The sequence below is a fragment of the Paenibacillus sp. FSL P2-0121 genome (assembly GCF_037975345.1).
Lineage (GTDB): Bacteria > Bacillota > Bacilli > Paenibacillales > Paenibacillaceae > Paenibacillus_AQ > Paenibacillus_AQ odorifer.
Genome location: NZ_CP150245.1, coordinates 4,041,665 through 4,066,471, shown reverse-complemented (window position 1 = coordinate 4,066,471; position 24,807 = coordinate 4,041,665). Strand labels below are relative to the sequence as shown.

The 24,807-nt window shown below is 43.2% G+C and carries 19 protein-coding genes; 15 read left to right on the top strand and 4 right to left on the bottom strand.

Annotated features, from left to right (window positions below):
• Positions 1 to 275 precede the first annotated feature (275 nt).
• From MKY54_RS18020 to MKY54_RS17990, 7 genes are all read left to right on the top strand, one after another.
• A complete protein-coding gene (locus MKY54_RS18020; protein ID WP_076194647.1) occupies positions 276 to 1,460 on the top strand; it encodes a GntR family transcriptional regulator in 1,185 nt (394 codons plus the stop codon).
• A 246-nt stretch (positions 1,461 to 1,706) separates the two neighbouring features.
• Positions 1,707 to 2,972 carry a glycoside hydrolase family 125 protein gene (locus tag MKY54_RS18015; RefSeq protein ID WP_339187370.1) on the top strand — a complete coding sequence of 422 codons (1,266 nt, stop codon included), beginning with the start codon at positions 1,707 to 1,709 and terminating at the stop codon, positions 2,970 to 2,972.
• A 44-nt stretch (positions 2,973 to 3,016) separates the two neighbouring features.
• Complete coding sequence (locus MKY54_RS18010) at positions 3,017 to 4,321, top strand: ABC transporter substrate-binding protein (protein ID WP_076280054.1); 1,305 nt, start codon at positions 3,017 to 3,019, stop codon at positions 4,319 to 4,321.
• A gap of 64 nt (positions 4,322 to 4,385) precedes the next feature.
• Positions 4,386 to 5,273 carry a sugar ABC transporter permease gene (locus MKY54_RS18005; RefSeq protein ID WP_036688088.1) on the top strand — a complete coding sequence of 296 codons (888 nt, stop codon included), beginning with the start codon at positions 4,386 to 4,388 and terminating at the stop codon, positions 5,271 to 5,273.
• A 33-nt stretch (positions 5,274 to 5,306) separates the two neighbouring features.
• Entirely contained in the window at positions 5,307 to 6,194 is an 888-nt protein-coding gene (locus MKY54_RS18000; protein ID WP_076128254.1) for a carbohydrate ABC transporter permease, read from the top strand.
• 33 nt (positions 6,195 to 6,227) lie between these two features.
• Entirely contained in the window at positions 6,228 to 7,283 is a 1,056-nt protein-coding gene (locus MKY54_RS17995) for a glycoside hydrolase family 76 protein (RefSeq protein ID WP_076128256.1), read from the top strand.
• A gap of 12 nt (positions 7,284 to 7,295) precedes the next feature.
• A complete protein-coding gene (locus MKY54_RS17990; RefSeq protein WP_339187365.1) occupies positions 7,296 to 8,357 on the top strand; it encodes a glycoside hydrolase family 76 protein in 1,062 nt (353 codons plus the stop codon).
• Between the two features lie 64 nt (positions 8,358 to 8,421).
• On the opposite strand, the gene MKY54_RS17985 is transcribed toward MKY54_RS17990, so the two are convergent.
• Complete coding sequence (locus tag MKY54_RS17985; RefSeq protein WP_076306115.1) at positions 8,422 to 9,528, bottom strand: glycoside hydrolase family 88 protein; 1,107 nt, start codon at positions 9,526 to 9,528, stop codon at positions 8,422 to 8,424.
• A 212-nt stretch (positions 9,529 to 9,740) separates the two neighbouring features.
• On the opposite strand from MKY54_RS17985, the gene MKY54_RS17980 reads away from it, so the two are divergent.
• On the top strand, positions 9,741 to 11,195 hold the full coding sequence (locus tag MKY54_RS17980) for a glycosyl hydrolase family 28 protein (RefSeq protein ID WP_339187362.1): 1,455 nt from the start codon (positions 9,741 to 9,743) through the stop codon (positions 11,193 to 11,195).
• Between the two features lie 7 nt (positions 11,196 to 11,202).
• Here the strand turns inward: MKY54_RS17980 and MKY54_RS17975 are convergent, their stop codons facing one another.
• On the bottom strand, positions 11,203 to 12,060 hold the full coding sequence (locus MKY54_RS17975; RefSeq protein ID WP_339187360.1) for an AraC family transcriptional regulator: 858 nt from the start codon (positions 12,058 to 12,060) through the stop codon (positions 11,203 to 11,205).
• A 121-nt stretch (positions 12,061 to 12,181) separates the two neighbouring features.
• Here MKY54_RS17975 and MKY54_RS17970 point away from each other — a divergent pair, with 121 nt between their 5' ends.
• The 3 genes from MKY54_RS17970 (at position 12,182) to MKY54_RS17960 (ending at position 15,216) form a co-directional block, all read left to right on the top strand.
• Positions 12,182 to 13,765, top strand: coding sequence for a glycoside hydrolase family 43 protein (locus MKY54_RS17970; RefSeq protein ID WP_339187357.1), 1,584 nt, complete (start codon positions 12,182 to 12,184; stop codon positions 13,763 to 13,765).
• Between the two features lie 92 nt (positions 13,766 to 13,857).
• Positions 13,858 to 14,691 (top strand): hypothetical protein, encoded by an 834-nt coding sequence (locus tag MKY54_RS17965; protein WP_339187354.1) that lies wholly within the window; start codon positions 13,858 to 13,860, stop codon positions 14,689 to 14,691.
• A gap of 162 nt (positions 14,692 to 14,853) precedes the next feature.
• Complete coding sequence (locus MKY54_RS17960) at positions 14,854 to 15,216, top strand: DUF1304 domain-containing protein (protein ID WP_076128270.1); 363 nt, start codon at positions 14,854 to 14,856, stop codon at positions 15,214 to 15,216.
• 379 nt (positions 15,217 to 15,595) lie between these two features.
• Here MKY54_RS17960 and MKY54_RS17955 read toward each other — a convergent pair whose 3' ends face one another.
• A complete protein-coding gene (locus MKY54_RS17955; RefSeq protein ID WP_076309256.1) occupies positions 15,596 to 16,483 on the bottom strand; it encodes a fructose bisphosphate aldolase in 888 nt (295 codons plus the stop codon).
• A 2,636-nt stretch (positions 16,484 to 19,119) separates the two neighbouring features.
• Between MKY54_RS17955 and zwf the strand changes: the two genes are divergently transcribed.
• The 3 genes from zwf to MKY54_RS17940 all read left to right on the top strand — a co-directional run bounded on the left by zwf (position 19,120) and on the right by MKY54_RS17940 (position 22,445).
• Positions 19,120 to 20,655, top strand: coding sequence for a glucose-6-phosphate dehydrogenase (gene zwf / locus MKY54_RS17950; protein ID WP_339187351.1), 1,536 nt, complete (start codon positions 19,120 to 19,122; stop codon positions 20,653 to 20,655).
• 71 nt (positions 20,656 to 20,726) lie between these two features.
• Positions 20,727 to 21,620 carry a phosphogluconate dehydrogenase (NAD(+)-dependent, decarboxylating) gene (gene gnd, locus MKY54_RS17945; protein ID WP_036688068.1) on the top strand — a complete coding sequence of 298 codons (894 nt, stop codon included), beginning with the start codon at positions 20,727 to 20,729 and terminating at the stop codon, positions 21,618 to 21,620.
• A gap of 183 nt (positions 21,621 to 21,803) precedes the next feature.
• Positions 21,804 to 22,445, top strand: coding sequence for a methyltransferase (locus MKY54_RS17940; protein ID WP_076194673.1), 642 nt, complete (start codon positions 21,804 to 21,806; stop codon positions 22,443 to 22,445).
• 84 nt (positions 22,446 to 22,529) lie between these two features.
• On the opposite strand, the gene MKY54_RS17935 is transcribed toward MKY54_RS17940, so the two are convergent.
• Complete coding sequence (locus tag MKY54_RS17935) at positions 22,530 to 23,285, bottom strand: DeoR/GlpR family DNA-binding transcription regulator (RefSeq protein WP_339191226.1); 756 nt, start codon at positions 23,283 to 23,285, stop codon at positions 22,530 to 22,532.
• Positions 23,286 to 23,642: 357 nt separating this feature from the next.
• Between MKY54_RS17935 and MKY54_RS17930 the strand changes: the two genes are divergently transcribed.
• A complete protein-coding gene (locus MKY54_RS17930; protein ID WP_076219347.1) occupies positions 23,643 to 24,794 on the top strand; it encodes an iron-containing alcohol dehydrogenase in 1,152 nt (383 codons plus the stop codon).
• The last annotated feature ends 13 nt before the right edge of the window (positions 24,795 to 24,807 follow it).

Below are 24,807 nucleotides of genomic sequence, written 5' to 3'. Positions count from 1 at the left end.
ACAAAAGTGTAAAAACTTGTTAGATGAAATACGGTTTGATATTATCTAAGAATATAGTAGAAATGATATTTATAGCGATTATTTAGCCTTTATTTAACCAGCATTCACTGAATACGGGTTATCTCTGTTTATATACGAAGTTTTGTATTTTTCCACTTTACATCCTTCCTCCCTCTTTTTTTGCTGTAGCCGCACAACTGTCGACAAACTTAATATATCATGATATATTATTATGTATAAGATGAAAAAATTAGAGTCAGGAGATAACGAAAGTCATGAGTGAGACAACATCATCCAAACCGATGTATGAAAAAATATTTGATGAAGTGAAGCAGCTTATCGTTAATAAATCCTATGGACAAGGGGAACGGGTTCCCTCTGAGAAAGAACTGGCTGAAGCCTATAATGTTAGTCGGATTACGAGTAAAAAAGCTCTGGAAATGCTCGCCGCGGAACAATTAATTGTGAGAAAACCGGGGAGAGGTTCATTTGTGGCAGATCCAGCAGTCGATTACATGGAATCAGCGATATCTCCGGGGACGGTCTCCGACGGAACTGTTTTCAATTCCTTTAACCATGAGGAAAAGACGATCGGTCTGGTTATTACCGACTTTGGCAACAGCTATGGCACAGGCTTAATTTATGGCATGGAGCAGGCTTCACGTGATAATGATTGTTTTCTGGTTTTAAGAAGAACGTTTGGGGTGCCGGAGAACGAAGAGAAATCTATTCAGAAGTTGCTCAGCTTAGGTGTAGATGGTCTGATCATTTTTCCGGCTCAAGGCGAATTTTTTAATGCGGAGATTCTAAAATTGGTGATAGGGCGGTTCCCGCTAGTTCTGGTAGATCGCCATTTAAAAGGAGTGGCAGCAGCATCGATCAGTACTGATAATATGCAGGCTGCACTCAAAGGTACGGAGTATTTATTTGATCTCGGGCATACTCATATCTCCTTTCTCTCTCCACCTCCAGCGGATACCACAGCTCTTGAAGAGCGGGTAGAGGGATTTATTCAAGCGCATGCGGAACGGGGAATAGCTGTAGACAAGGGATTGTGGGTCAGTGATTTGACCTCAACACTACCGGATTCCTTCAACGATGAGAATATTGAACATGACATTTCGCGGCTAATTTCTCATTTGCAAAAGAATCCAACAATAACGGCGCTTTTTGCTGTGGAATATAATATTGCGCTGCTGGCTAGAACTGCGGTCCAACGACTTGGGCTACGAATTCCAGAAGATATTTCGATCATTTGCTTTGATAGTCCGCCAACTCCACTTGGTTCGGGTTATGCATTTACCCATTTACGGCAAAATGAAGAAGAGATGGGGCGGCTTGCAGTAGAAAATGTATTGCGAATTATGAACGGGCAGAGTGTGTCCAATAAGATAATGCTGGAAGCTGAGTTAATTTCTGGTGAATCCACAAGCTCCGCTAAACAATCTATCTCTAAATAAAATTTTGGCTTATTCTCCAAATTAAACATATATTAGTTGTTATAAAAACCTATCTTTTTGGATGGGTTTTTTTATTTGTTTTAGATATGTATTTATCATTATAGATGTATTGATATATCATTATAATAAAATAAACATATTGACATACTAATCACATGACAATATACTAATCAATGAAAGCGCTTCAAATTTAAAAAGAAAAAGGGGGTATTATAACTGAAAGCAACTAGAGAAATACCCGAGTCAATGCATAAACTGGCATCTAGCGTAAAAGCACAGCTGAGTGATCGCCCGAAATTAGCCGAAATGTTCGAGAAATGTATGGCCAACACCTGGAACACAACCTTAAAACGAATGCCAAACGGAAGCACTTTTGTTATTACCGGAGATATTCCAGCGATGTGGCTACGGGATTCCGCCGCACAGGTCAGACCTTTCCTAATCCTTGCCTCCGAAGATGAAGAAATTGCAGACATGATTGAGGGACTTGTACGTAGACAATTTACTTACATCCAGCTTGATCCATATGCTAACGCATTCAATGAAGAAGAAAGTGGGCATGGCCACCAAGAGGATCTGACGGAGATGAGCCCGGGAGTCTGGGAAAGAAAATATGAAATTGATTCGTTATGTTATCCAATCCAACTGAGTTATCTGCTCTGGAAGAATTCGGGCCGTACTAGTCAGTTTAATGAGTCGTTTGTAACAGGCGTAGAAAGAATCATAACATTATGGACTACCGAACAGAACCATGAGCGCGATTCAAAATATCTTTTTCAACGGATGAACTGTCCGCCCACGGATACGTTAGCTCGAGAAGGCAAAGGGACGTTGACGGCTTATACCGGAATGACTTGGTCTGGATTTCGTCCTAGTGACGATGCCTGTAAATATGGGTATTTGGTTCCGGCCAATATGTTCGCGGTGGTTGTTTTACGATATGTGTGTGAAATTGCTCGTGAGATTTTAGGTGATCAGGAGCTGGAAAAGAAAGCTAGAAAACTATCTGACCAGCTTAATAAGGGAATAAGTGAGTATGGAATTGTAGAACATCCAGAGTTTGGAGCGGTCTATGCTTATGAAGTAGATGGTCTGGGACAGGTGAATTTTATGGATGATGCAAATGTACCTAGTCTACTCTCTATCCCTTATTTGGGTTATGTGACTGCTGATGATCCTATTTATAAAAATACCCGTGAACTTATTTTAAGTAGCACTAATCCTTATTTTTTCGCAGGAAAAGCGGCTGCTGGCATTGGAAGTCCGCATACGCCAAATCGGTATATCTGGCCCATAGCTTTAGCGATGCAGGGAATGACATCTACCCGCTTTGAGGAACAGGAAGCCTTACTTCATCTGCTGGAGAAGACGGATGCAGGAACTGGATTTATGCATGAAGGGTTTCATGTGGATAATCCTGATGAATTTACACGTCCATGGTTCTCTTGGGCAAATATGATGTTCTGTGAGCTTGTACTCATGCGCTGTGGTAAGCAGATTAAGCGCGGTTGAGACCAACAAGGTTTGAATAATCGACTCTAAAGGGGATAGAGAACATGAAAAAATGGCTGGTTACCTCAATTGTTTTAGTAATGACTACTGCACTTGCTGCGGGCTGCGGTGGCAATAACGGATCTGCGGACAAAGAGACCGGAAACACAAGCAAAGCTGGGAGCAGTACCGGGAAAAAGACAGAGCTTACCTTCTGGGGAGATTGGGGCGGTGAGGGGCAGAAGCAATTCGAGACCATGGTGGATGCTTTTAATAAATCGCAGGATAAAATTCACGTAAAATATGTGCTGCAACAGGATATGATCACGAAATTCCTAACTTCTGCGACCAATGGCGGCACTCCTGATGTACTGTTTTGGGACCGTTGGAGAACTTCGCTGTATGCCCCGAAAAATGTACTGCATCCGGTGGATGAATACTTAACGCGTGACGGTATTTCCGAAGATGATTTCTACAGTGAATCCCTACGGGAGCTTTCATACGATGACAAATTATATGGGCTGCCGCTTACAGTAGATGCCCGTGCTCTTTTCTATAATAAGAAGCTGCTTGCAGAAGCAGGACTTCAGCCTCCAACAACTTGGGATGAGTTAGAGGCAGCGGCTACGAAGCTAACGAAATGGAATGGCAATAAATTGGAGACTGCAGGTTTTTCTATGGGAGATTTGGGACTTTTTAATATGTATCTCCAACAGGCTGGCGGCACCATGCTTACAGAGGATGGAAAGACCAATTTTAATAATGAGCAGGGCAAGCAGGTGCTTGAGTTCTGGGATCGCCTAATGAACAAGGACAAAGTGTATAAAGTGGGGTTCGAACTTGGACTTGGTGAAGGGCAAGATGCTTTTGTCACAGGTAAAGTGGCTATGCTGTATTCCGGTCCGTGGATGCTCAGCACCTATAACAAATATGGTAAAGACCTGGATTATGGAATCGTTCCTCCTCCAGCCGGACCAAATGGTGATAAAGGTAGTGTCATGGGTGGATTTGGGCTAGTGATTCCAGAAGGCTCCAAACATAAGGAAGAAGCATGGGAGTTCATCAAATGGTGGACAGCGAACAAGGATAACGCGTTGCTCTGGGCAAAGACGAGTCTAAATCTGCCGGGTTATAAGCCATCGATGGAAGATCCATTTTTCAAGGATGATCCAAAGTGGCAGCCGTTTCTGGAAACGTTGGAGTTCGCCAAGGTTCGTCCGAACCATCCTGGATATTCCGTGATGGAGACTGATGCTTTGGCCCCTAATTTGCAGCTTAACCAGCAAAACAAGATGAGCATTGATGAGACCTTGAGGAAATCGCAAGAAGAGGGCGACAAAATGCTGAAGGATAATGAAGTAGTGAAATAATAAGTAAGACATTTGAAGTGAAGGGAGGTTTCGCCTCCCTTTTGCTTAGGAGGGGGTAGCTGAAATGGCTTCCATCAGAAAACTAGAGAAACATCAGGCGCGGACGGCTTATCTGTTTATTACACCCACGGTATTGCTGTTTACAGTATTCACAGTCATCCCTGTGGTAATGGCGCTATATTTAAGCTTTACCAACTACGATGTACTTAGTAGAAACGATTGGATCGGTTTTGATAACTATCGCCGTTTGATAGAGGACAGTTTGTTATGGAAAACATTCCGAAATGTATTTCTGTATTCCATCATTTTCGTTCCATTTAATATTCTGATTTCGCTTCTCCTCGGGATTCTGCTTAGTCGATCCTGGCGTGGGGTAAAGTTGTTCCGCACATTGAATTATCTGCCTACCCTTACATCCGCCGTTGCTGCTGCTACCGTTTGGATCTGGCTTTTGCATCCTGAATTTGGTTTGGTTAACGGATTGTTGTCTTATGTTGGGATTACGGGTCCAGCTTGGTTATCCGAGACCCGAACGGCGATGTTATCCATTATTATGCTTACCCTCTGGCAATCGGTAGGTTCTAATATGATTATCTACTTGGCAGGTCTGCAGGGCGTGCCCGACTATTTGTATGAATCTGCACGGCTGGACGGTGCTAATAAGCTGGCTTGTTTCCGGTTTATTACTTGGCCGCAGCTGCGACCAACAACCTTTCTTGTCAGTACGATGTCAATCATTGGTGCGTTGCAGTTGTTCGACCAAGCTTTTGTGCTGACGCAGGGTGGTCCGGCGAATATGACAAAGACTCCAGTTTATCTGATCTATCAGCAGGGCTTTAATCAATTGCAAATGGGGTATGCGTCTGCACAAGCATTTGTGCTTGCTGTGGCGATTCTCATTTTCTCACTAATAAACATGCGGATCACAAAGGCGGAGGAGTCCATTGTATAAGCCGGGCTTGCCATGCAGAAGGGGGATAGAGGTATGGATACTAGCGGAAGTTCGTTATTAAAAAGAAACTTAAGCAAATCAATCTATTATATAGCGTGCATAGTTATTGCTATCGTAATGTTTCTACCTTTTTATTGGAGTGTTCTTACATCCTTGAAGCCTGACGAAGAGATCTTCGCCATGCCCATCCGGTGGTTTCCTTCACATTTGACCTTAGAACACTATCGTAAGGCATTTACTACGGTTCCGTTTGCGCTCTATTTCTGGAATTCGCTTGTACTTGCAGTAGCGGGTGTATTGGCGAATCTGTTCTTTGGTTCTATCAGTGGTTATGCGTTCGCAAAATTGAATTTTAAGCTCAATAAGCCGATATTCCGCGTGCTGCTTGCGGCGATGATGATACCAGGCATTGTGACGATGATCCCCACGGTTTATGTCATGCGCCATATTCCTCTTTTTGGAGGAAATGATATTTTAGGTAGCGGGGGTAACGGGCTGATGAACTCATTCTGGGGGATTATTCTTCCGGGCGCTTCTGGAACCTTTGCTGTGTTCTTTATGCGGCAATTCTTTCTCACCTTACCTAGTGACATGATGGAAATGGCCCGGATCGAAGGCTGTGGAGAGTTTAAAATATTTTGGCGGATATATTTGCCGTTGACTAAACCAGCGCTGGCTACTTTAAGTATCTTTACCTTCCAAGCGGGCTGGAACAGTTTCTTGTGGCCAATGATTGTGCTGAATGATCCCGACAAAGCAACGATTCAGATGGGACTTCAAGCTTTTTCTTATAATTTTCAAACAGACTACGGTCCAATGATGGCTGGAGCGCTAGTAGCAATCTTGCCGATATTGGTGTTGTTTTTAGCTCTTCAGCGTTATTTTGTACAGGGGATAGCCTTCAGTGGTATTAAGGGTTAATGCAATAAAAATCGAACCAGGGAGAGAGTCTATATGAATCAATTGGAGATAGGGATTTGGGAGGAACGGGCGAATCAAGCACAAGCTGCATTGGATTCATTCTTCTGGAATGAAGCGATCAAAATGTACAATATAGAAACACCTTGTCCAAATGGAGAATGCAACACGATTTTTCATTATTGGTGGATGGCCCATGCTGTGGATGTATTGGTAGATGGACTACAGCGGACTGGAGAGAACTGGTATGCCAAAAGGCTTTCCGCACTTCATGAAGGTCTGCTACAACGAAATGGTGGTATGTGGCCAAATGAGTTGTATGATGATATGGAATGGATGGCTCTCGCGTGGCTTCGTGCTTATCAAGCAACAGGAGTGGAAGGTTATAAAGATACAGCCCTTCTTTTATGGAACGACATTCAGACAGGTTGGAACGAGCATATGGGCGGTGGAATTGCTTGGCAGAAATCACAGTTGGATTATAAAAATACACCAGCCAACGCACCGGCAGCTATACTTGCGGCACGCTTGTATCAAGCTTTTGGTGAAGCTGGCCATCTTGAATGGGCGTTAAAAATATACAGATGGCAAAAAGAGCATCTAGTAGATCCGGCAACGGGTTTTGTATGGGATGGCATGAATCGCACTGGCGATGGAAAGATCGATAAAGATTGGAAATACTCCTACAACCAAGGTGTTTTCATTGGCGCAGCAGTTGAACTGTACCGTATCACTAAAGAGCAGGAATATTTAGAGGATGCTCGTCTAACCTTTGCCGCCGCAGCCCATGAACTTGCTGACTCTGAGGGAGGTGTGCTGCCAGATGAAGGAAATGGTGATGCGGGACTGTTTAAAGGAATCCTGATTCGCTATACAGCTGAATGGGTCAAAGCTGATTCCGCAGCAGTTAAAGCTGTAGATTTCCTGCGAGCGAATGCAGAATGTCTCTGGGAACAAGGAAAGTCAGAGGATAAAGTGTTGTTTGGCACAGATTGGACTTCGACTTCCGCTGGTGTGATTCAGCTCAGCTCCCAGCTTAGTGCGATCAAGCTGCTGGAGAAGATGGCTGAATTAACTAAGGAACAGGGTTGAGGTGAGTTCTTAATGACACAAGCAAAGGAAGCCATAGAAGCAGTCAGTTGGCAGGAAAAGTCCGAGTGGTTCCAACAATGTCTACTACGTAATTATTATAATGCTGAGACGGGGATCATGAACCAATGGTATCCCAGAGCGTACAACGTTGCGGGGGAAAACTTTTATTATTGGTGGCAGGCTCATGTCATTGATATTTTAGTAGATGGTTATGAGCGTAGTGGAGATCCTGTGTATTCCTTGAAAATTAAGGAGCTAAGTCAGAGTCTGCAAGCTTATAACGGGGGGACTTTCAGGCATAATTACTATGATGATATGGAATGGACAGCATTGGCGTTGCTGCGTGCTTATCGGGTAACAGGACATGAAGCCTATTTAAATGCTGTGCTTGATCTATGGGAGGATATTAAGACGGCTTGGAATGAACAGTTGGGTGGAGGTCTGGCGTGGAAGAAGGATCAGCTAGATTATAAAAACACACCTGCCAATGCACCTGCCGTCATTCTTGCAGCCCGGTTATATGAACTTTTTCATAAGCAAGAGGATCTGGAGTGGGCGCTCCGTATCTATGAATGGAACAAGATATATTTGATGGATTCTACGACTGGTTTTGTGTGGGATGGGATGAATAGACTCGGGGATGGCCAGATCGATTACGATTGGGAGTTTACTTACTGTCAGGGGGTGTTTCTAGGCGCTGGCCTAGAGCTTTACAAGAATACGGGTGATGTTCATTACTTAGAAGATGCGAATCAAACGGCTAATACATGTATTGATCGGTTATGCGATCCAATTAATCTGATGTTGCCTGATGAAGGCATTGATGATACTGGATTGTTCAAGGGCATTCTGATTCGTTATTTGGTTCAGCTCTGTAAAATATCTCCTGTAAATATCCGTATTCGCGAGGTTATATTGGCCAATGTAATGCAGTTGTGGGAAAAAGGTCTGGATAAACAACTGGGTCTGTGCAGTTCATCGTGGGAAGTGAAACCGGAGCTTCCGGTTCAGCTGAGTATTCAACTCAGCGGCTTGATGCTGCTGGAGGGTGCTGCGGCACTGGTGAACGAATAGCCTGAAATATATAAAGACACCTCAAGAGAGGTGTCTTTTTGTTGTTTAAATTAACTATCTGCAATTAGAAAATCCGATGTTTCCAGCCATTTAATTTAGCGATAGCCTCAATATAATAGTAGTCTCCATAGATCAGGGATACATCAATGAAGGAATTGCCACTGCCAGTTCCGTGCAATAAAATCGCTTCATGCTCCGGCAGCTCCCAGGTTGCGTAATTTTCCGTCAGTGAGCGCAGAATTCGCTCCGCTGCATTTGCATATAGACTTTTTTCGCCTAAGGGTACGATATCTGCAAGCTCTAATAATCCTGAAGCGGCTATAGAGGCTGCGGAGCTATCTCGGAACATCCGGGTATCATCCTCTAGGCGGAAATCCCAATAAGGGACTTGATCCTCAGGCAAAGCAGAGATGAAATAATGTGCGATCCGCTTAGCAGTGTTCAGGAAACGTTCATCACCAGTGTGGCGATAAGTATTGATAAACCCGTACAATCCCCAAGCTGTTCCTCGGCTCCAAGAGGATTCAGCCGAGTAGCCTTGACCGCCAAAATTCTCAAGATAAGCACCTGTCTCTGCGTCAAAAGAAATAATATGTTTGGTGGATCCATCCTCACGTATGCCATATTGCATTGTCGTTTCGGCGTGGCTAATTGCAATATGCTTATAGCGGGGATCACCTGTCACTTTGCTGGCCCAGAACAGCAGGGAGATATTTAACATACAGTCGATAATTACCCAGCCGTATTTATCTTCATTCCATGCGCGGATGAATTTGCCTACAGGATTATAGCGGGCAGCGAGGAAATTCGCAGCTTCAATTCCTCTGCGCAGGGCATCTTCGTCACCTGTAATTGTATGTTTGATTACAGCTGTCGGAAGGAATTGGAATCCCACATCGTGATGCATCTCAACCGTTGGTTTAACAAACCATTCCTCCAAGGTACCGTCCCAATGCCAAGCAGCCTCCTTGTAAAGATCTTTTCCGGTCATATCATGCATGATCCAGAGGAGTCCAGGCCAGAACCCTGTAGTCCACCAGTCTGAACCGATATCATCAAATTTGCCATCTTTCCCGGCGAAATGCGGGCACTTGTCACCGATCTGCTCTACCATACGTTCCACTTTTGTATCAAGTCTACCCATGATTTCCTGCCAATAAGGGTGTGTCATTATTATTGCCTCCAGTGTAATTAGGATGTTATGAGTATAGCTTTCTAAAGCTCAGGAAAGTTGTGTTTTGATATAAGGAAATGTTTGATTATTGTCATGTTGAAGTTGGCTTATAATTTAAAACTGACAAAATACAAACATTTCTGCATAACACATTAAAACTTTATCGGTGTTGGAAGCGATACAATCGAAATGAACAGGAGGATGGTAAAGTGGATGATTTACAAGTATATAAAGCACCTAAAGATATCCCGGGACGTGAGGATTATAAGGTTAGAGTACGGCAGCCTGAAGGAGAATGGCATAGCTTGTTTATTTACGAGGTTAAGGTAGATATGCATGAGGTGCGTCTTGCATCCATGGCTTATTTTGATCTGGAAGGTACAGTAGAAGTTGAAGTCACCTGTCTTTATACGGAGATTGATTGTGTGAACATTGCTCCGGCTTCGCGAGGGATCTCTTACGAATATCATGGAAATACCATTTTGTTTAAGCTAACAGGTCCGCAAAAGTTATCGATTGAGATCAACGGTGATATTTTTCGGAATCTGCATTTATTTGCTAACCCTAAGGAGAAGGATGCCCCTCAACCAGAGGATGCTAATGTTCTAGTAGTCCAACCGGGTATACACCGGAAACCTGATCTTTTACGGCTGCTGGATAATGCCGCTGCTGATCCTCGTGAAAAAAGGAAGGTGCTTTATTTCGCTCCAGGCACACATTATATAGAAGAAACAGTATTGCCGGTCCCTTCGGAAACCACGGTGTATCTTGCCGGAGGTTCAGTGCTTGTAGGTTCCTTGGTATGCGAGGGAGTTCATGATGTATCCATTCGTGGTCGCGGTATAATTTATCTTGCGGATTTTCATCGATTCTCGGCCTTTCGAGGGATACGAATTGTTTTTTCACGATCTATAAATGTGGAAGGTATTACCGTGATTGATCCGCCACATTACAGCATTTTCATCGGGCAGTCTGAGCAGATTGTGATTGATAATTTCAAATCGTTTAGCACTCGGGGGTGGTCTGATGGCATTGATATTATGTCTAGTTCCGAGGTTAGGATCCAGGATGTTTTTATGCGTAATTCGGATGATTGTATTGCTATTTACGGCTCGAGATGGGATTTTTATGGGGATACCCGTAATATTAGCGTTCGTGATTCCATTCTGTGGGCGGATGTCGCTCATCCATTGATGATTGGTACACATGGGGATCATGAACGGAACGGAGACACCATCGAGTCTATTGTTTTTGCAAATCTTGATATCTTGAATCATCACGAACCGCAAGAGAACTATTGGGGGGCACTGGCGATTAATGCCGGGGATCGAAATAAGGTATGTAATGTTCTATATGAAAATATACGTGTGGAGCGTATTGAGCAGGGGCAGCTAATTGATGTGCGGGTGGTCTATAACAAGGACTACAATCCAGAGCCGGGGACAAGCATCCGGAACATTACATTTCGCGACATCAGCTATAGCGGGACGGCCAACCCTTCACGAATTTATGGATATGACGAAGAGAGAGCTGTTGAAAATGTGACCTTTGTCAATTTAAGGATCAATGGTGAACTGGTGGACGCCCCCCGCCCAGAGCTGATAGATATTAATCATTTTGCTAAAAATATACTCTTCGTTACTGAAAAAAATACGGTTGTGTAGATTGGATCTAATTACTTTTTCTATATTTTAATGGCGTCGTCCCTAGGACTCTTTTGAACAGTTGATTGAAATAAGAGGCATTTGGAAAACCAACAGTGATTCCGATTTGCTCCACAGGCAGGTCTGTCGTTCCTAATAAGCGGCAGGCCTGTTTGATCCGGCGGGCAGTCAGATAATCAACAAGCCTTCCTCCGGTTTCCTGATGAAAGATTCTAGAGATATAGGATTTGGACAAGTGAATCTCCTCAGCTAACTGATCCAGATTAACCTCCTCATGATAATGCTCTTCGATAAAACTCATGATTTTCTCAGAATAGCGCAAGGTTCGCCGTTCTCCGGATTGGAATACATGCTGATCTTCAGTTCCTATATTGCTCAATAATTGAAGAATTAACAGTGAAATGTCTTCGGTATCCTCAGTCAGACTGACTTTTTTATTGTGATTATATTGCTCCAGAATCCACTCCACAGACTCAACGTGATCCTTAAGATCAAAGGCACAATGTGTATTTTTCCCTTGCCAAAGCGCTGTGAATAAAGCCTTCCTTTTCGTAAAACCCTCCAGCAGGTGTTCAGCAACATGTGGATCAATGTAGAAGATAGTTCGTTCAAAAGGACATTCGGGAGAAACCTCAGAATAGATCCGGTGCAGCTGATAGGGCTGGAAAAAGAATAACATTCCCTTGCGGATATCGTACATCTGCTGATTCACAACAACGTTTCCTTGTCCGCCATACACGAACATGACTTCACAGCATTGATGCCAGTGATAATAACCTTTGTAATAGTCGTCGGTATATATTTTATAATCCCAAATCAAGGTCTTATGTTCTTCAAAAACAACAGGTTCGAACAGCTGCTTCATAGGCCCTCCAAGATGACAAAATACAAACATTTTCTTATATCTCATTATAACTTTAATCGTTATGAAAGCGATACAATAAATACGTTAAACTATGAAAAATCCGGTAGTGGAGGGTAACATTATGACGCAAAAAATTGTTAATCCGGTGTTGGCAGGTTTTCATCCAGATCCGTCTTTTATTAGAGTAGGGGATGATTATTATATCGCAACATCTACTTTTGAATGGTTTCCAGGTGTAGAAATTCATCATTCCAAGGATCTAGTTCATTGGCATTCCATTTCACGTGTTCTGACAGAAGCCTCACAAGTAGATCTGCGTGGTAACGTAAGCTCTGGTTCCATTTGGGCACCAGCGCTTTCTTATGATCAAGGCGTATTTTATCTGCTATTTACAGATGTGAAATCTCGCAAAAGTGTATATAAAGATCTGCATAATTATTTAATTACAGCGACGGATATCATGGGCCCGTGGAGTGAGCCGGTTAGACTTAATGGCAGCGGATTTGATCCATTTTTATTCCATGATCTGGATGGGACCAAATGGCTGCTTAATATGCGTTGGGATTTCCGTAAAAATCACAATAACTTCTCTGGCATCATTATGCAGCAATATGACCCGGAGACTGGCAAATTAACGGGACCTATCCATGAAATTTATAAAGGGACACCTATCGGAGTGACCGAAGGTCCGCAATTGTACCAGAAGGATGGGTACTATTACTTACTGACAGCTGAAGGAGGCACTGGCATCAACCATATGGTCACCTTAGCTAGAAGCAGAAGCCTCACAGGTCCTTATGAGACTGATCCGGATTTCCCGATTATGACCACGGCGCATGATCTGACCTACCCGTTTCAGCAAGCAGGGCACGGATCGCTCGTAGAGACTCAGAATGGGGACTGGTACATGGCGCATTTATGCACACGTCCGATTCCGGGAACGTCAACGATGAATCCGTTAGGCCGGGAAACTGCTATTCAACGCTGTGAATGGACAGAGGATGGCTGGTTGCGATTGGCCCACGGAGGGAAGCTGCCTGCATTGGAGACCATGGCTCCTGACCTGCCGATATTCACTTTTGAGGAGCTGCCAAACAGAGATGAATTTGATGGAGAGGTTCTTGGATTTCCATACCAAAGCTTGCGTGTGCCTTTTGATGAATCTTGGGTTAGCTTGAAGGAACGTCCGGGTTTTCTTCGTCTGCGCGGCAGAGAGTCATTAGCTTCACTGCATGATCAGAGTTTAATTGCCCGGCCGATTCAACATTTTGAATGCTCAGCTACAACCTGTCTGGAATTCGAGCCGAATAGCTTCCTGCAAATGGCTGGGTTAGTCCTCTATTATGATGACAGTGATTACTATTATTTGCGTGTTACCGCAGATGAGATTCGTGGAACTAGTTTGGGAGTTGTGCTGTGTAGAGGTGGCAAATACGATGAGATTTCCTCTATGCAGCTATCTGTGAAAGATTGGGATCGTTATTACCTGAAGGTGGATATCCATGGACGTGATCTGTTGTTTTATGCTTCATCAGACGGGGTGAATTGGACAGCTGTCTGTACTCCCTTAGATTTTGGTACGCTTTCGGATGAATATGGCGGCAAGCTTGGCTTTACCGGTTCCTATGTCGGGGTATGTGCTCAGGATTTGGATCAGCAAGCGAAGCCGGCTTATTTTGACTATTTTGAATATAAAGCTTTATAGGTGTTCGGAAAAACCATAACATTCTTCATAGTCTATTTTAGGATAAAATGTTAATTTTTACTTATCTTACATAGAAAGGGATGTTTATGATTTTGAAAAAGACTTATAAAGTCGCAATAACCTGCACGCTCTTACTGAATCTGGCCCTGTCCTCTGCTGCAATGGCCGCACCCATCGACGTCGACGTGAGTAATTTGAAAGAAGTCCAAACTTCTGGACCGGAAAAGGTTTGGGTTGGAGAATGGAAGGGCGACGATACGATTATTGTGGACACACAAGGAAATGTTACTACAGTTGGAGAACTCAAAGAGTCATCAAGCTTTGTACCCCCGGCAGATGACAATCTTATTAATAATGAATTGTTAGCACCGGAGCTAATAACACCTACTTTTGAACCTGATGCTCCGCAAGCAACTCTAGCTTCCGCTTATGGTCATGCGTGGCCGTATACAGCCGAAAATAGTTATGGGATTAACTGTTATGGTTATGCCTTAAGATTTCCAGGGGCAATCAACCCTGGTGATGGAGACGGGGTCTCAAATGTCAGAGATCCTGCCTATTTTACTAACGTGTATTATACTGCTGGTCTTGTGGTTCAAGATGGCAATACGAATCCTTTATACTTTAAACCGGGTTGGCGGATACTTCCGGGCCGAACTGCAGCGATTAATTCCGATGAACATCGAATTGCACTAAGAGTGGGATGGATCGACTCAAATGGTAATGGTAAAGTCGATATTCCTGAGGATAACGTTGATTACCACTTCATGCTTCAAAATAGCTCAGGTCTATGGTCAGAGAAACATGGACATCAAGCGTCTCAAAATACGGGAATTTCAGATCCTAGCAATTTCGTCTGGAGCAATGGCTCTCTTTATGGTTTTTACAATAGCGTAACCGTTTATATTGCTGCAAAAGTATTTTAGAATTTCATAAAACATTACGTATGGAATAGCGGTAGTCTTTTTTTTGAAGATTATGGCTATTCTTTTTTAGCGTCGAATTGTTTATGAGATGTTGTATACACTTTTGAGTTTTAATGTGATACAATTAAATTGTACACAAATTAAAATAAGGTGGTTATTTTGATGGTATGGGTAGCTAATATTATGGTCGGTGTTGTTGCGTTAATACATATCTATATTGTTTATTTAGAAATGTTTGCTTGGTCAAAGCCAAAAGGGCTTCGAGTCTTTGGAATGACACAGGAAGTTGCGGATGCTTCTAAAACACTGGCAGCGAACCAAGGGTTATACAATGGATTCTTGGCGGCAGGTTTAATTTGGGGATTGGTTCATCCGAATGTAAATTTCGGCCATCAAATTGAAATCTTCTTCTTATCAACTGTTATAGTGGCAGCGTTATATGGAGGACTGACGGTGAAAAAGTCTATTTTATTTATGCAAGGACTGCCAGCTTTAATTGCATTAATCCTCGTGGTTTCGATTTAAGATAACATAGAAGTAATCGATTAGGTTTCTATCTCGCCTACATGCGTGGTGGAAGCCTGTTTTGCGTAAGATCAAGAAATTATTGGGTAAAGAAATGCACTGGATTAAAAACAGGAATTATGGATGGTGTACCAAGAAACAACAGAGAAGTGGTTGATTAATGTGTTTTAGCTACAGGTGTGGTCCTTAGATAAGATGTAAGGGACTTTAACAAACCCATTGCATGCTTGTGTGGGCTGAATGAGTAGACAGAATGGCGTTTAATCTGAAAGTTCTAGACTTTTAAAGTAAATTCTCATCATAAAAAAAGAGCTGCTACCCAGCAGGGAACACCTGTCAGGGAAACAGCTCTTTTTATGTGATGGTTTAAATGAGGATCTTATTTAATAGAGGCTGCATAAATCGCTTCTACAGATTTGGAGAGGAGCGCGTTAAACTCTTCTTCTGACTGCCCAGCACTTAGTCCCTGCGATAACGCACGTGAGAAGCTGGCGATCAGTCCTTGATTATGGGCGAGCTTATCGTTGGCCTCCGCTTGTGTGTAACCGCCGGACAAAGCGACAATTCGCAAAACATGAGGATTCTCCATTAATTCACGGTAGAAATTATTCTCCGTTGGGATGGAGAGCTTAAGCATGACCTTCACGTCTTTGCCCAGCGCAGACAATTGGGCCGATAGTTCTTCTTTTAGCAGCTTCTCTGAAGCCGTTTTATCAGCACTGTGGATATCAACTTCCGGTTCGATAATAGGTACGAGTCCCGCTGCTAAAATCTGCTTACCGATTTCAAACTGCTGTTCAACCACCTTTTTGATACCGGAAGGATTAGCCTCTTTAATCACCGAGCGCATTTTTGTACCAAAGATGTTACGTTCGTTGGCCCGCTTCAGAAGATCACTCAAGCCGGGAATAGGCTTCATTAGTTGTACTCCGTCTTCAGGGTCGGCAAGACCTTTATCGATTTTCAGGAAAGGCACAATCCCTTTTTTCTCCCATAGAAAATCGGCAGTATATTGCCCGTCTATGGAACGATCCATTGTGTTCTCAAATAAGATTGCACCCAGTATATGCTTTGAATCAAATGCAGGGCTCTTGATAATGCGCGTTCTCATCTCGTGAACCAACCCATACATTTGATCTTCATTAGAGTAACTGTCCTCTGCAACACCATATTGCAGCAGCGCTTTTGGTGTACTGCCACCACTTTGATCCAAGGCAGCTATAAATCCCTGTCCCGTCCGAATTCGTTCCCATTGCTCCATATTCATGAAAATACTCCTTCCTTTCGTGAACTGAATGAAAAATCTTATGTTCATTAACTATAACACTTAATGTACCGGCTCTAAACAAATGGCATTGTAAACTTGGCTGGTAACTAGTCTATTGTGAGGTGGTTTGAATCTGCGTTATAAGGACTTCCGGATCTAATTGATCCATGGGGATGACGAGGTATCTACGTGTAAGGTCTCCTGAGTCCGATCCCTAGATGGTGAAGACTTGCAATCTTAGCATACGAGAACGAATCGACGTTTGAGGTCACTTTTTGGTCGAGTAGCTGTATCTGAGTCCGATAGCATGGCGAACTGGGCTAAATCTGCGAAATAGCGTCTCCTGAGTCCGGACTATTGATGGCGAGGACTTGCAGCGTCCGTATACGAGAACGAATCGACGTTTAAGGTCAGCTGAGTCCGGACTAGCCAAGATTGATGATACTACAGCATCGTTCGGACTGTATTGCAGCTATTTAGATTTTTTGGAGTATTATTCAGAAGTATCGGACTGCATAGCTCTTATTTCCAAGTATTTGCTCCAAAGAGGGGTGGATTTGGTTCAATAGCTGCATCTGAGTCCGATAGCATGGCGAAATGGGCTAAATCTGCGAAATAACGTCTCCTGAGTCCGAACTCATAGTTAGTGTGGACATCCAGTCTAGGTTGACGAGTATGAATCGATGTTTATGGTCATCTGAGTCCGGACTAGCCAAGATTGAAGATACTACATCATCGTTCGGACTGTATTGCAGCTATTTGGTGTTTTTGGAGTATTTTTCAGAATTATCGGACTGCATAGCTCTTATAGCCAAGTTTTTGCTCCAAAGAGGAGTACATTGGGTCGAATAGTTGCATCTGAGTCCGATAGCATGGCGAAATAACCTGAATCTGCGAAATAGCGTCTCCTGAGTCCGGACCATCGATGGCAAGAACATGTAGCCTCCGCAGACGAGTAAGTATCGACGTATAGCGTCACCTGAGTCCAAACCCATAGTTAGTGAAAACATGTAGCCTCAACTGACGAGAACGAATTGACGTCTGAGGTCATCTGAGTCCGGACTAGCAAGATTGAAGATACTACATTACCGTTCGGACTGTATTGCAGCTATTTGGTGTTTTTGGAGCATTATTCAGAAGTATCGGACCGCATAGCTCTTATTACCAAGTTTTTGCTCCAAAGAAGAGTGAATTTGGTGCAATAGCTACATCTGAGTCCGATAGCATGGCGAAATGACCAAAATCTGCGAAATAGCGTCTCCTGAGTCCGGACTATCGATGGCGAGGACTCGAAGCCTCCGCAGACGAGTAAGTATCGAAGTAGAATGTCACCTGAGTCCAAACCCATAGTTAGTGAAAACATGTAGCCTCAACTGACGAGAACGAATTGACGTCTGAGGTCATCTGAGTCCGGACTAGCAAGATTGAAGATACTACATTACCGTTCGGACTGTATTGCAGCTATTTGGTGTTTTTGGAGCATTTTTCAGAATTATCGGACTGCATAGCTCTTATAGCCAAGTTTTTGCTCCAGAGAGGAGCGAATTAGGTTTAATAGCTGCATCTGGGTCCGATAGCATGGCGAAATGGGCTAAATCTGCGAAATAACGTCTCCTGAGTCCGAACCCATAGTTAGTGTGGACATAAAGCATCGGCAGACGAGAACGAATCGACGTTTGAGGGCACCTGAGTCCGTTTCCTCCATGGTGTGGACATAAAACCACCGCAGATGAGTAAGAATCGACGTCTAAGGTCTCCAAGGTCTGATCTCGCCGCAGCCGGAGATGCGGGTAAACATAAATGTTACTCCAAACTGGATCTAAAGACGCTCTATGCGAACTTTTAAGTGATCCCCCAAAGCGCACACTTAGCAAACTACACTCACAGGGTACTCTTAGCAAACTTCAGGACATTCCCAATGGTTCACCTAGCAAACTCAAGACATCCACAGGGTTCACTTAGCAAACTTCAAGACATCCACACGGTTCACCTAGCAAACTTCAGGACAATCCTAATGGTTCACTTCATTTCACAAGGTTCGCTTAACCTATCCCCAATGGTACTCTTTGCAAACGTCATCTCATCCCCAATCGTTCTCTTCACAGACTCCAAATCACTCCAATGTGCTCAGCGAAAATTCCTTCGAAGTATTCTCAAGTAATATTCCTCGAAGCAGTCACTTTTTATGCTTAATTCCCAAACTTGGTATCAAATCGCATAGTCTTCTTCGAGGCGCGCGAGACCAAACCACTCCATTACTAAAAGTTAGTTTGAAACACAGTGGAAGGATGAGCTTATTTAAGCGACTGGGAATTTTGTTTATGTTGTAAACAGCTTTGGATGAAGAATTTTAAATCAGAGTGTGTAAATTCAGAACGCCAAAAGCCATGCTGGGAGCGGATTGTTATCTTATTTGCGGATTATTTCCTAGTAAATTAATACGAATAATCCAATAAGATAATTGGTGTGACATTAATCATAATTACCAATTCGAAGCTTTGTGAAAATAATAACTTTTCGTAAATGTCGAAATGAGGTTGACGAATAAAAATATCAGTCGTATGATTGATTCTACTGAGTATGCTAGTAATTAAAAGTAAGTTAATAAATAATATATAATAGCGGGAGGAATGAAAGTGGAATCATCAACATTTGTGCTTTTTGGCGCTACAGGAGATTTAGCAAAACGTAAAATCTATCCTGCACTATATAACCTCTTTTTAGATGGTCAAATTTCAGGTCCTCTCTCAGTGATTGGATTAGGAAGAAGAGAAGTTTCAACTGAAGCTTTCCGTAAGCAAGTCCTGCAATCTTTGCAGACATTTTCTAGACAGCCGGCAGTAGAATCTCCACAGTTGCAGGTTTTCTTGGAAGCTTTTGAATATAGCGTTCTAGATGTAGGTAATACAGAGGATTATTTGAAGCTCCTGGAGCATGTTAAACGTCGTGAGCAATTTTTTAACATTCCGGAGAATCGGATGTTCTATTTATCGGTGGGTCCTGAGTTTTTCAAGGAAATTGCCGCCAATATTCACTCCAGTGGTCTGGGATCTACGAAGGGCTGGAAGCGTCTGATTATTGAGAAGCCTTTTGGTACAGACTTGCAAACAGCAAGAGAGTTAAATGACAGCTTGAATGCCGTATTTACTGAAGAGGAGATTTTCCGAATTGACCACTTCTTGGGTAAACCGATGGTTCAGAATCTGGAAGTTCTAAAATATTCAAATCCTGTGCTTAGAGCACTGTGGAAAAATCGGTATATCGCAAATGTGCAAATTACGGCGAGTGAGATTGTTGGCGTTGAAGAACGGGCAGGCTATTATGATAAAGCTGGGGCACTTCGTGATATGTTCCAGAACCATATGCTTCAATTGCTCATGATGATGGCGATGCAGCTTCCAAAAGGCAGTACACCTGAAGAGATCCGTGGGAAGAAAAGATATGTCATGGAGCGCCTCATTCCGCTAAGTAAAGACGAAGTTAATCAATATGTTGTCCGCGGACAATATGCTGAAGGTGAAATTAAAGGTAAATCTGTTGCAGGCTACTTGGATGAACCCGGAATTAGCCAATCCTCACAAAATGAGACGTTTATTGCAGCGCGTTTGTTTATAGATGATCCATTGTGGAATGAAGTTCCGTTCTATATCCGTACTGGCAAGAGAATGAAAGAGAAATCAACAAGAATCGTTATAGAATTTAAAGAACCGTTTAATGATAACAATAACAAAAATAAAGGGAATGACGTTCCAAATCTGCTCATCATCGAGATCGGTCCAACTGAAGCCATTACGCTTCAGTTGAATACGAAGGATCAGCTGCAAAAAGGGAAACTTGAACCTGTCCTCGCTACTTATGAAGCCGGAACTTCAGACGTACCAGAAGCTTACGAAAATCTGATCTTTGATGCACTTCGTGGTGACGCCACTTTCTTCGCTCATTGGAAAGAAGTCGAGCTGTCATGGCAATGGGTTACACCAATCCAGGAAGCTATGGAAGAGGGGCTAATGCCACTTCATACCTATGCTTCAGGTTCTTATGGTCCAGATGCGGCTATGGAGCTTTTGGGTGAAGACCGCTGGTGGTTTGATGATACAGATCAGGAGTCAGATCTTCTCGACGCTCAAGCAGAAGTTGCAGCAGCGCAGGAATCTATACGGCCAGGGGCTTAAGCCCCTGCCTGTTTTTTTTGCCAATTTAGCTAAAATACATCACAAGAATCTATAAATCGGAGGGAATTTACATGAAAGTAGGATTAGTTGGGTTAGGAAAAATGGGTTTTAATTTGGGTCAAAATTTGCTGGATCATGGACATGAGGTTGTTGCTTTTGATCTGAATGCACCTGCTGTAGAAGAAATGAAAGCTAAAGGCGCTAGTGGAGCAGTAACGCTTCCAGAATTGGTACAGCAATTGGAAACACCAAGAATCATTTGGATCATGGTTCCGCATCAGGTCGTTGATTCTGTAATCGCTGAACTTACTCCACAGTTGTCTAAAGGTGATATCGTTATTGAAGCAGGAAACTCGCATTATAAGGAATCGATTCGTCGGTATGAGGAATTGAAGGAGCACGGAATTCACTTTATGGATGCAGGTACCTCTGGCGGTATGGAAGGGGCGCGTAATGGCGCTTGTTACATGGTTGGCGGAGATCCCGAAGCTTGGGAAGTTGTGGAGCCTATTTTCCGTGATACAGCTGTAGAAAGCGGCTTTTTATATGCTGGTAAAGCAGGTAGCGGCCATTTTCTAAAAATGGTGCATAACGGTATCGAATACGGCATGATGGCTGCTATCGGTGAAGGTTTTGAGGTTCTGGAAAAGAGTGAATTTGACTACAACTTTGAGGAAGTAGCTCGGGTGTGGAATCACGGCTCTGTAATCCGTTCGTGGCTGATGGAACTTGTGGAACGCGCCTTCTCGAAGGACGCTAAACTAGATGAGATTAAGGGCATTATGCATTCGTCTGGTGAAGGCAGATGGACGCTTGAAACCGCCTTTGATTTACAAGCGGCGACTCCGGTTATCGCTATGGCGTTATTGATGCGTTACCGTTCCCTTGAGACCGACACATTCACTGGAAAAGTAGTTGCTGCACTGCGTAACGAATTCGGCGGACACGCTGTGGAAACTAAATAAGATTGGCCGACTCTGAATTGAGTGTTTACAAGCTCGAATTTCCCGCAATTTATGTTGCGGAGAAATTTGGGCTTTTTATTTTAAGGGGAATAGATAATGGGAAGTATAGATGGAGTACGAATTTAATGCAGTTTACATATTTTAGGGGTAGAAGGGTAAGTTAGGAAGCAAGGGGGAGATTTCATGCAAAGTGGAATTCGTGAGCGACTTCATTTTCTAAATAAATTTCTGCATGCGCCCCGACAATATGGTAGTGTAACTCCCAGTTCACATTGGCTGGCCCAGACGTTGCTTGATCCAGTGCCTTGGAACCAAGTGCATTCTATGGCTGAGTTGGGTGCGGGGACTGGTGCAATCACAAGGTTTATTCCGCGTGGAGAAAAGACCGGTATGAATGTTCTTCTATTTGAAATAGATCCTGATTTTCGCAGTCAGTTAAGAGAGGAATTCCCCGGATGTTTCTGCAACAACGATTGTCTCCGGCTGCGTCTTGCGCTTCATAACAGCAGTCTGGAGAAGCTGGATTGTATCGTGAGTAGTTTGTCTTTGATGAATTTCTCGAAGCCAGACCGCACTAGGTTTATGGAACAGATCATTTCTTCTTTAAAAGAAGGAGGGTGGTTTATAACCTATGAATATTTTCCGCGGATGAAAACAGAGTTGAGCCAGCATTTTGAGATCCTACACACGAAGTGGGTGCTGCTGAATTTTCCACCAGCGCTTATATATATTTGCAGGAAAAAAACTACAACGCAAGTGCAACGCGAAAATCCCAAATCAACAGTCAACGTAGTCCCAATCTCTCAGGTTTATACAAAAAGATAATCATCTCCATACAACAAATGCCGTCACCCATTACTCATTGGGGAACGGCATTTTTAAAAGGGCTGCGAAGGCGTTTGAGCCCGATTAATAGAGAAGCTCAATATTCTCTTTGTTCAGGCGCTTCAACCAAACCTCAGAAGGCTGGCGGTCTGTGATCAAAAAGTCGATTTGGCCAAGCTCGATCAGCTTCGTAAAGGCGGTCTTATCGAATTTGGTGTGATCGGCCAGGAGTATGACCTTGTTAGCTTGACGTAGCATATATTTCTTGAGCTCACACTCCGGTTCATTAGAATCTGTGATGCCTCGCTCCATATCTATTCCTTTACAACTGATAACCGCAGTGTCCACATTGTATCTTTGAATGGTGTCATGTGCTACAGGACCCACGAGTGACATGGATCGGTAACGTAAAGAACCTCCGGTAGAGATGATATCCATCCCAGAATTCGAGAACTCATGCAAGATATTAATTGAGTTCGTGATAATGGTCAGATTGTTTTTATTGCCAAGCAGTTTTAGAAACTCAAAGGCTGTGGAGCTAGGATCCACCATTAACGTATCTCCATCATTGATTAAATCTAGCGTCTTAAGGGCGATTCCCCGTTTGATATCTGTATTCAGCGCATTGCGTGTAACAAAAGGCAAATCCTCGTTCGTGTGACGATTCAGCATGGCCCCGCCATAGGTTCGGCTTAGAATTCCATCCTTCTCCAGCTTCTCCAAGTCTCTGCGTATCGTCTCTTCTGTAACTTCAAACATCCGGCTTAGATCAGAGACTAATACTCGTTTATCCTGATGAACAAGATCGATTATTTTTTTTCGTCTTTCAGCTGCAAGCATAGGGATCACCTTTCCGAAATCTTTATATTCCTTAATCATAGCTCCAAATATCTGTGTTTTGCAATAAAATCAACGTAAAATCATGTTTGTTTTCCAATAATATTCACGAAACGGATATAAAACAAATAAAAACAACATAAATAATATTTAAAATGTTGACAACAAAGATTTGCGGGCATACGATGAAGGAGAAAAGAAGTCCTGTAGTGGTAATTAGATTTGAAAGATACCAGAGCCGGCCCAGTTGCGATTTAGAGGCCAGCCTGAGGCGCTGCAGCCGGAATACTACGCTCTAGCTTGCAGAGTTGTGTGTAAAACTTTGGTGTTGATAAATTAACTTTAGGAGGCTGGTCAAGCATGAGCACGCATGTGTATTATGTTCCATCGATCAATATTATGGGCAAGGGATGCTTGCAGGAGATTGGTCCATACATCCAAGAGCTTAAATTAAAAAAGGCGCTTGTTGTTACGGACAAATTCCTTATGAAAAGTGGCATTGCTGGTAAATTGCTGACGGTATTGGACGAAGCGGGGATTGAATATGCCATCTATGATGAAGTGAAACCCAATCCGACCTGTAAAAATGTCCACGATGGCGTTGATTATCTCAAAGCGCAGAATTGTGATTATCTGATTTCCATTGGCGGTGGATCACCACAGGATACTGCCAAAGCCATTGGTATCATTGCCACAAATGGCGGTCATATCAAAGAATATGAAGGTGTACACAAGTCTAAGCATAAATCACTGCCGATTGTCGCCGTGAATACCACTGCTGGTACTTCGGCTGAAGTGACCATTAACTATGTAATCACAGACGAAGAACGCAAAGTGAAGATGGTTATGGTAGATAAGAACAGCCTTGCGACGATTTCAGTCAACGATCCTGAGCTTATGGTTGATAAACCCGCTGCACTTACCGCGGCTACGGGTATGGATGCATTGACTCATGCGATTGAAGCGCTGGTGACGCCGGGAGCATATCCGGTAACCGATGCTACGGCACTAGCCGCAGTGGAGCTTATTTTTGCTAATCTGGCTCGTACTGTGAAGAATGGCCATGATATCGAAGCGCGTGAACAGATGGTATACGCGATATTCCTTGGCGGATTGGCTTTCAATAATGCGGGGCTTGGTTATGTGCATGCGATGGCGCATCAGCTGGGCGGCGTATACGATCTGCCGCACGGCGTATGTAACGCGATGCTGCTGCCTTTTGTGGAAGAAGAAAATGCCAAATATGTGCCTGAGAAATTCAGATCCATTGCTAAAGCGATTGGACTTAATGTAGAGAACCAAACGGATAAACAATGCGCAGATTTCGTAATTGAGTCGATCAAGGCGTTGTCTAAAGAAGTAGGGATTCCAGCCAAATTATCCGAGCTTGGTGTAGAAGAAGTAGATCTTGATCTTTTGGCTGAAAATTCGATGAAGGATGCTTGTGCACCAGGGAACCCTTTTATTCCTACTAAAGAAGAAGTTATTACACTGTTCAAAAAAATATTATAAATCACCCCTTATC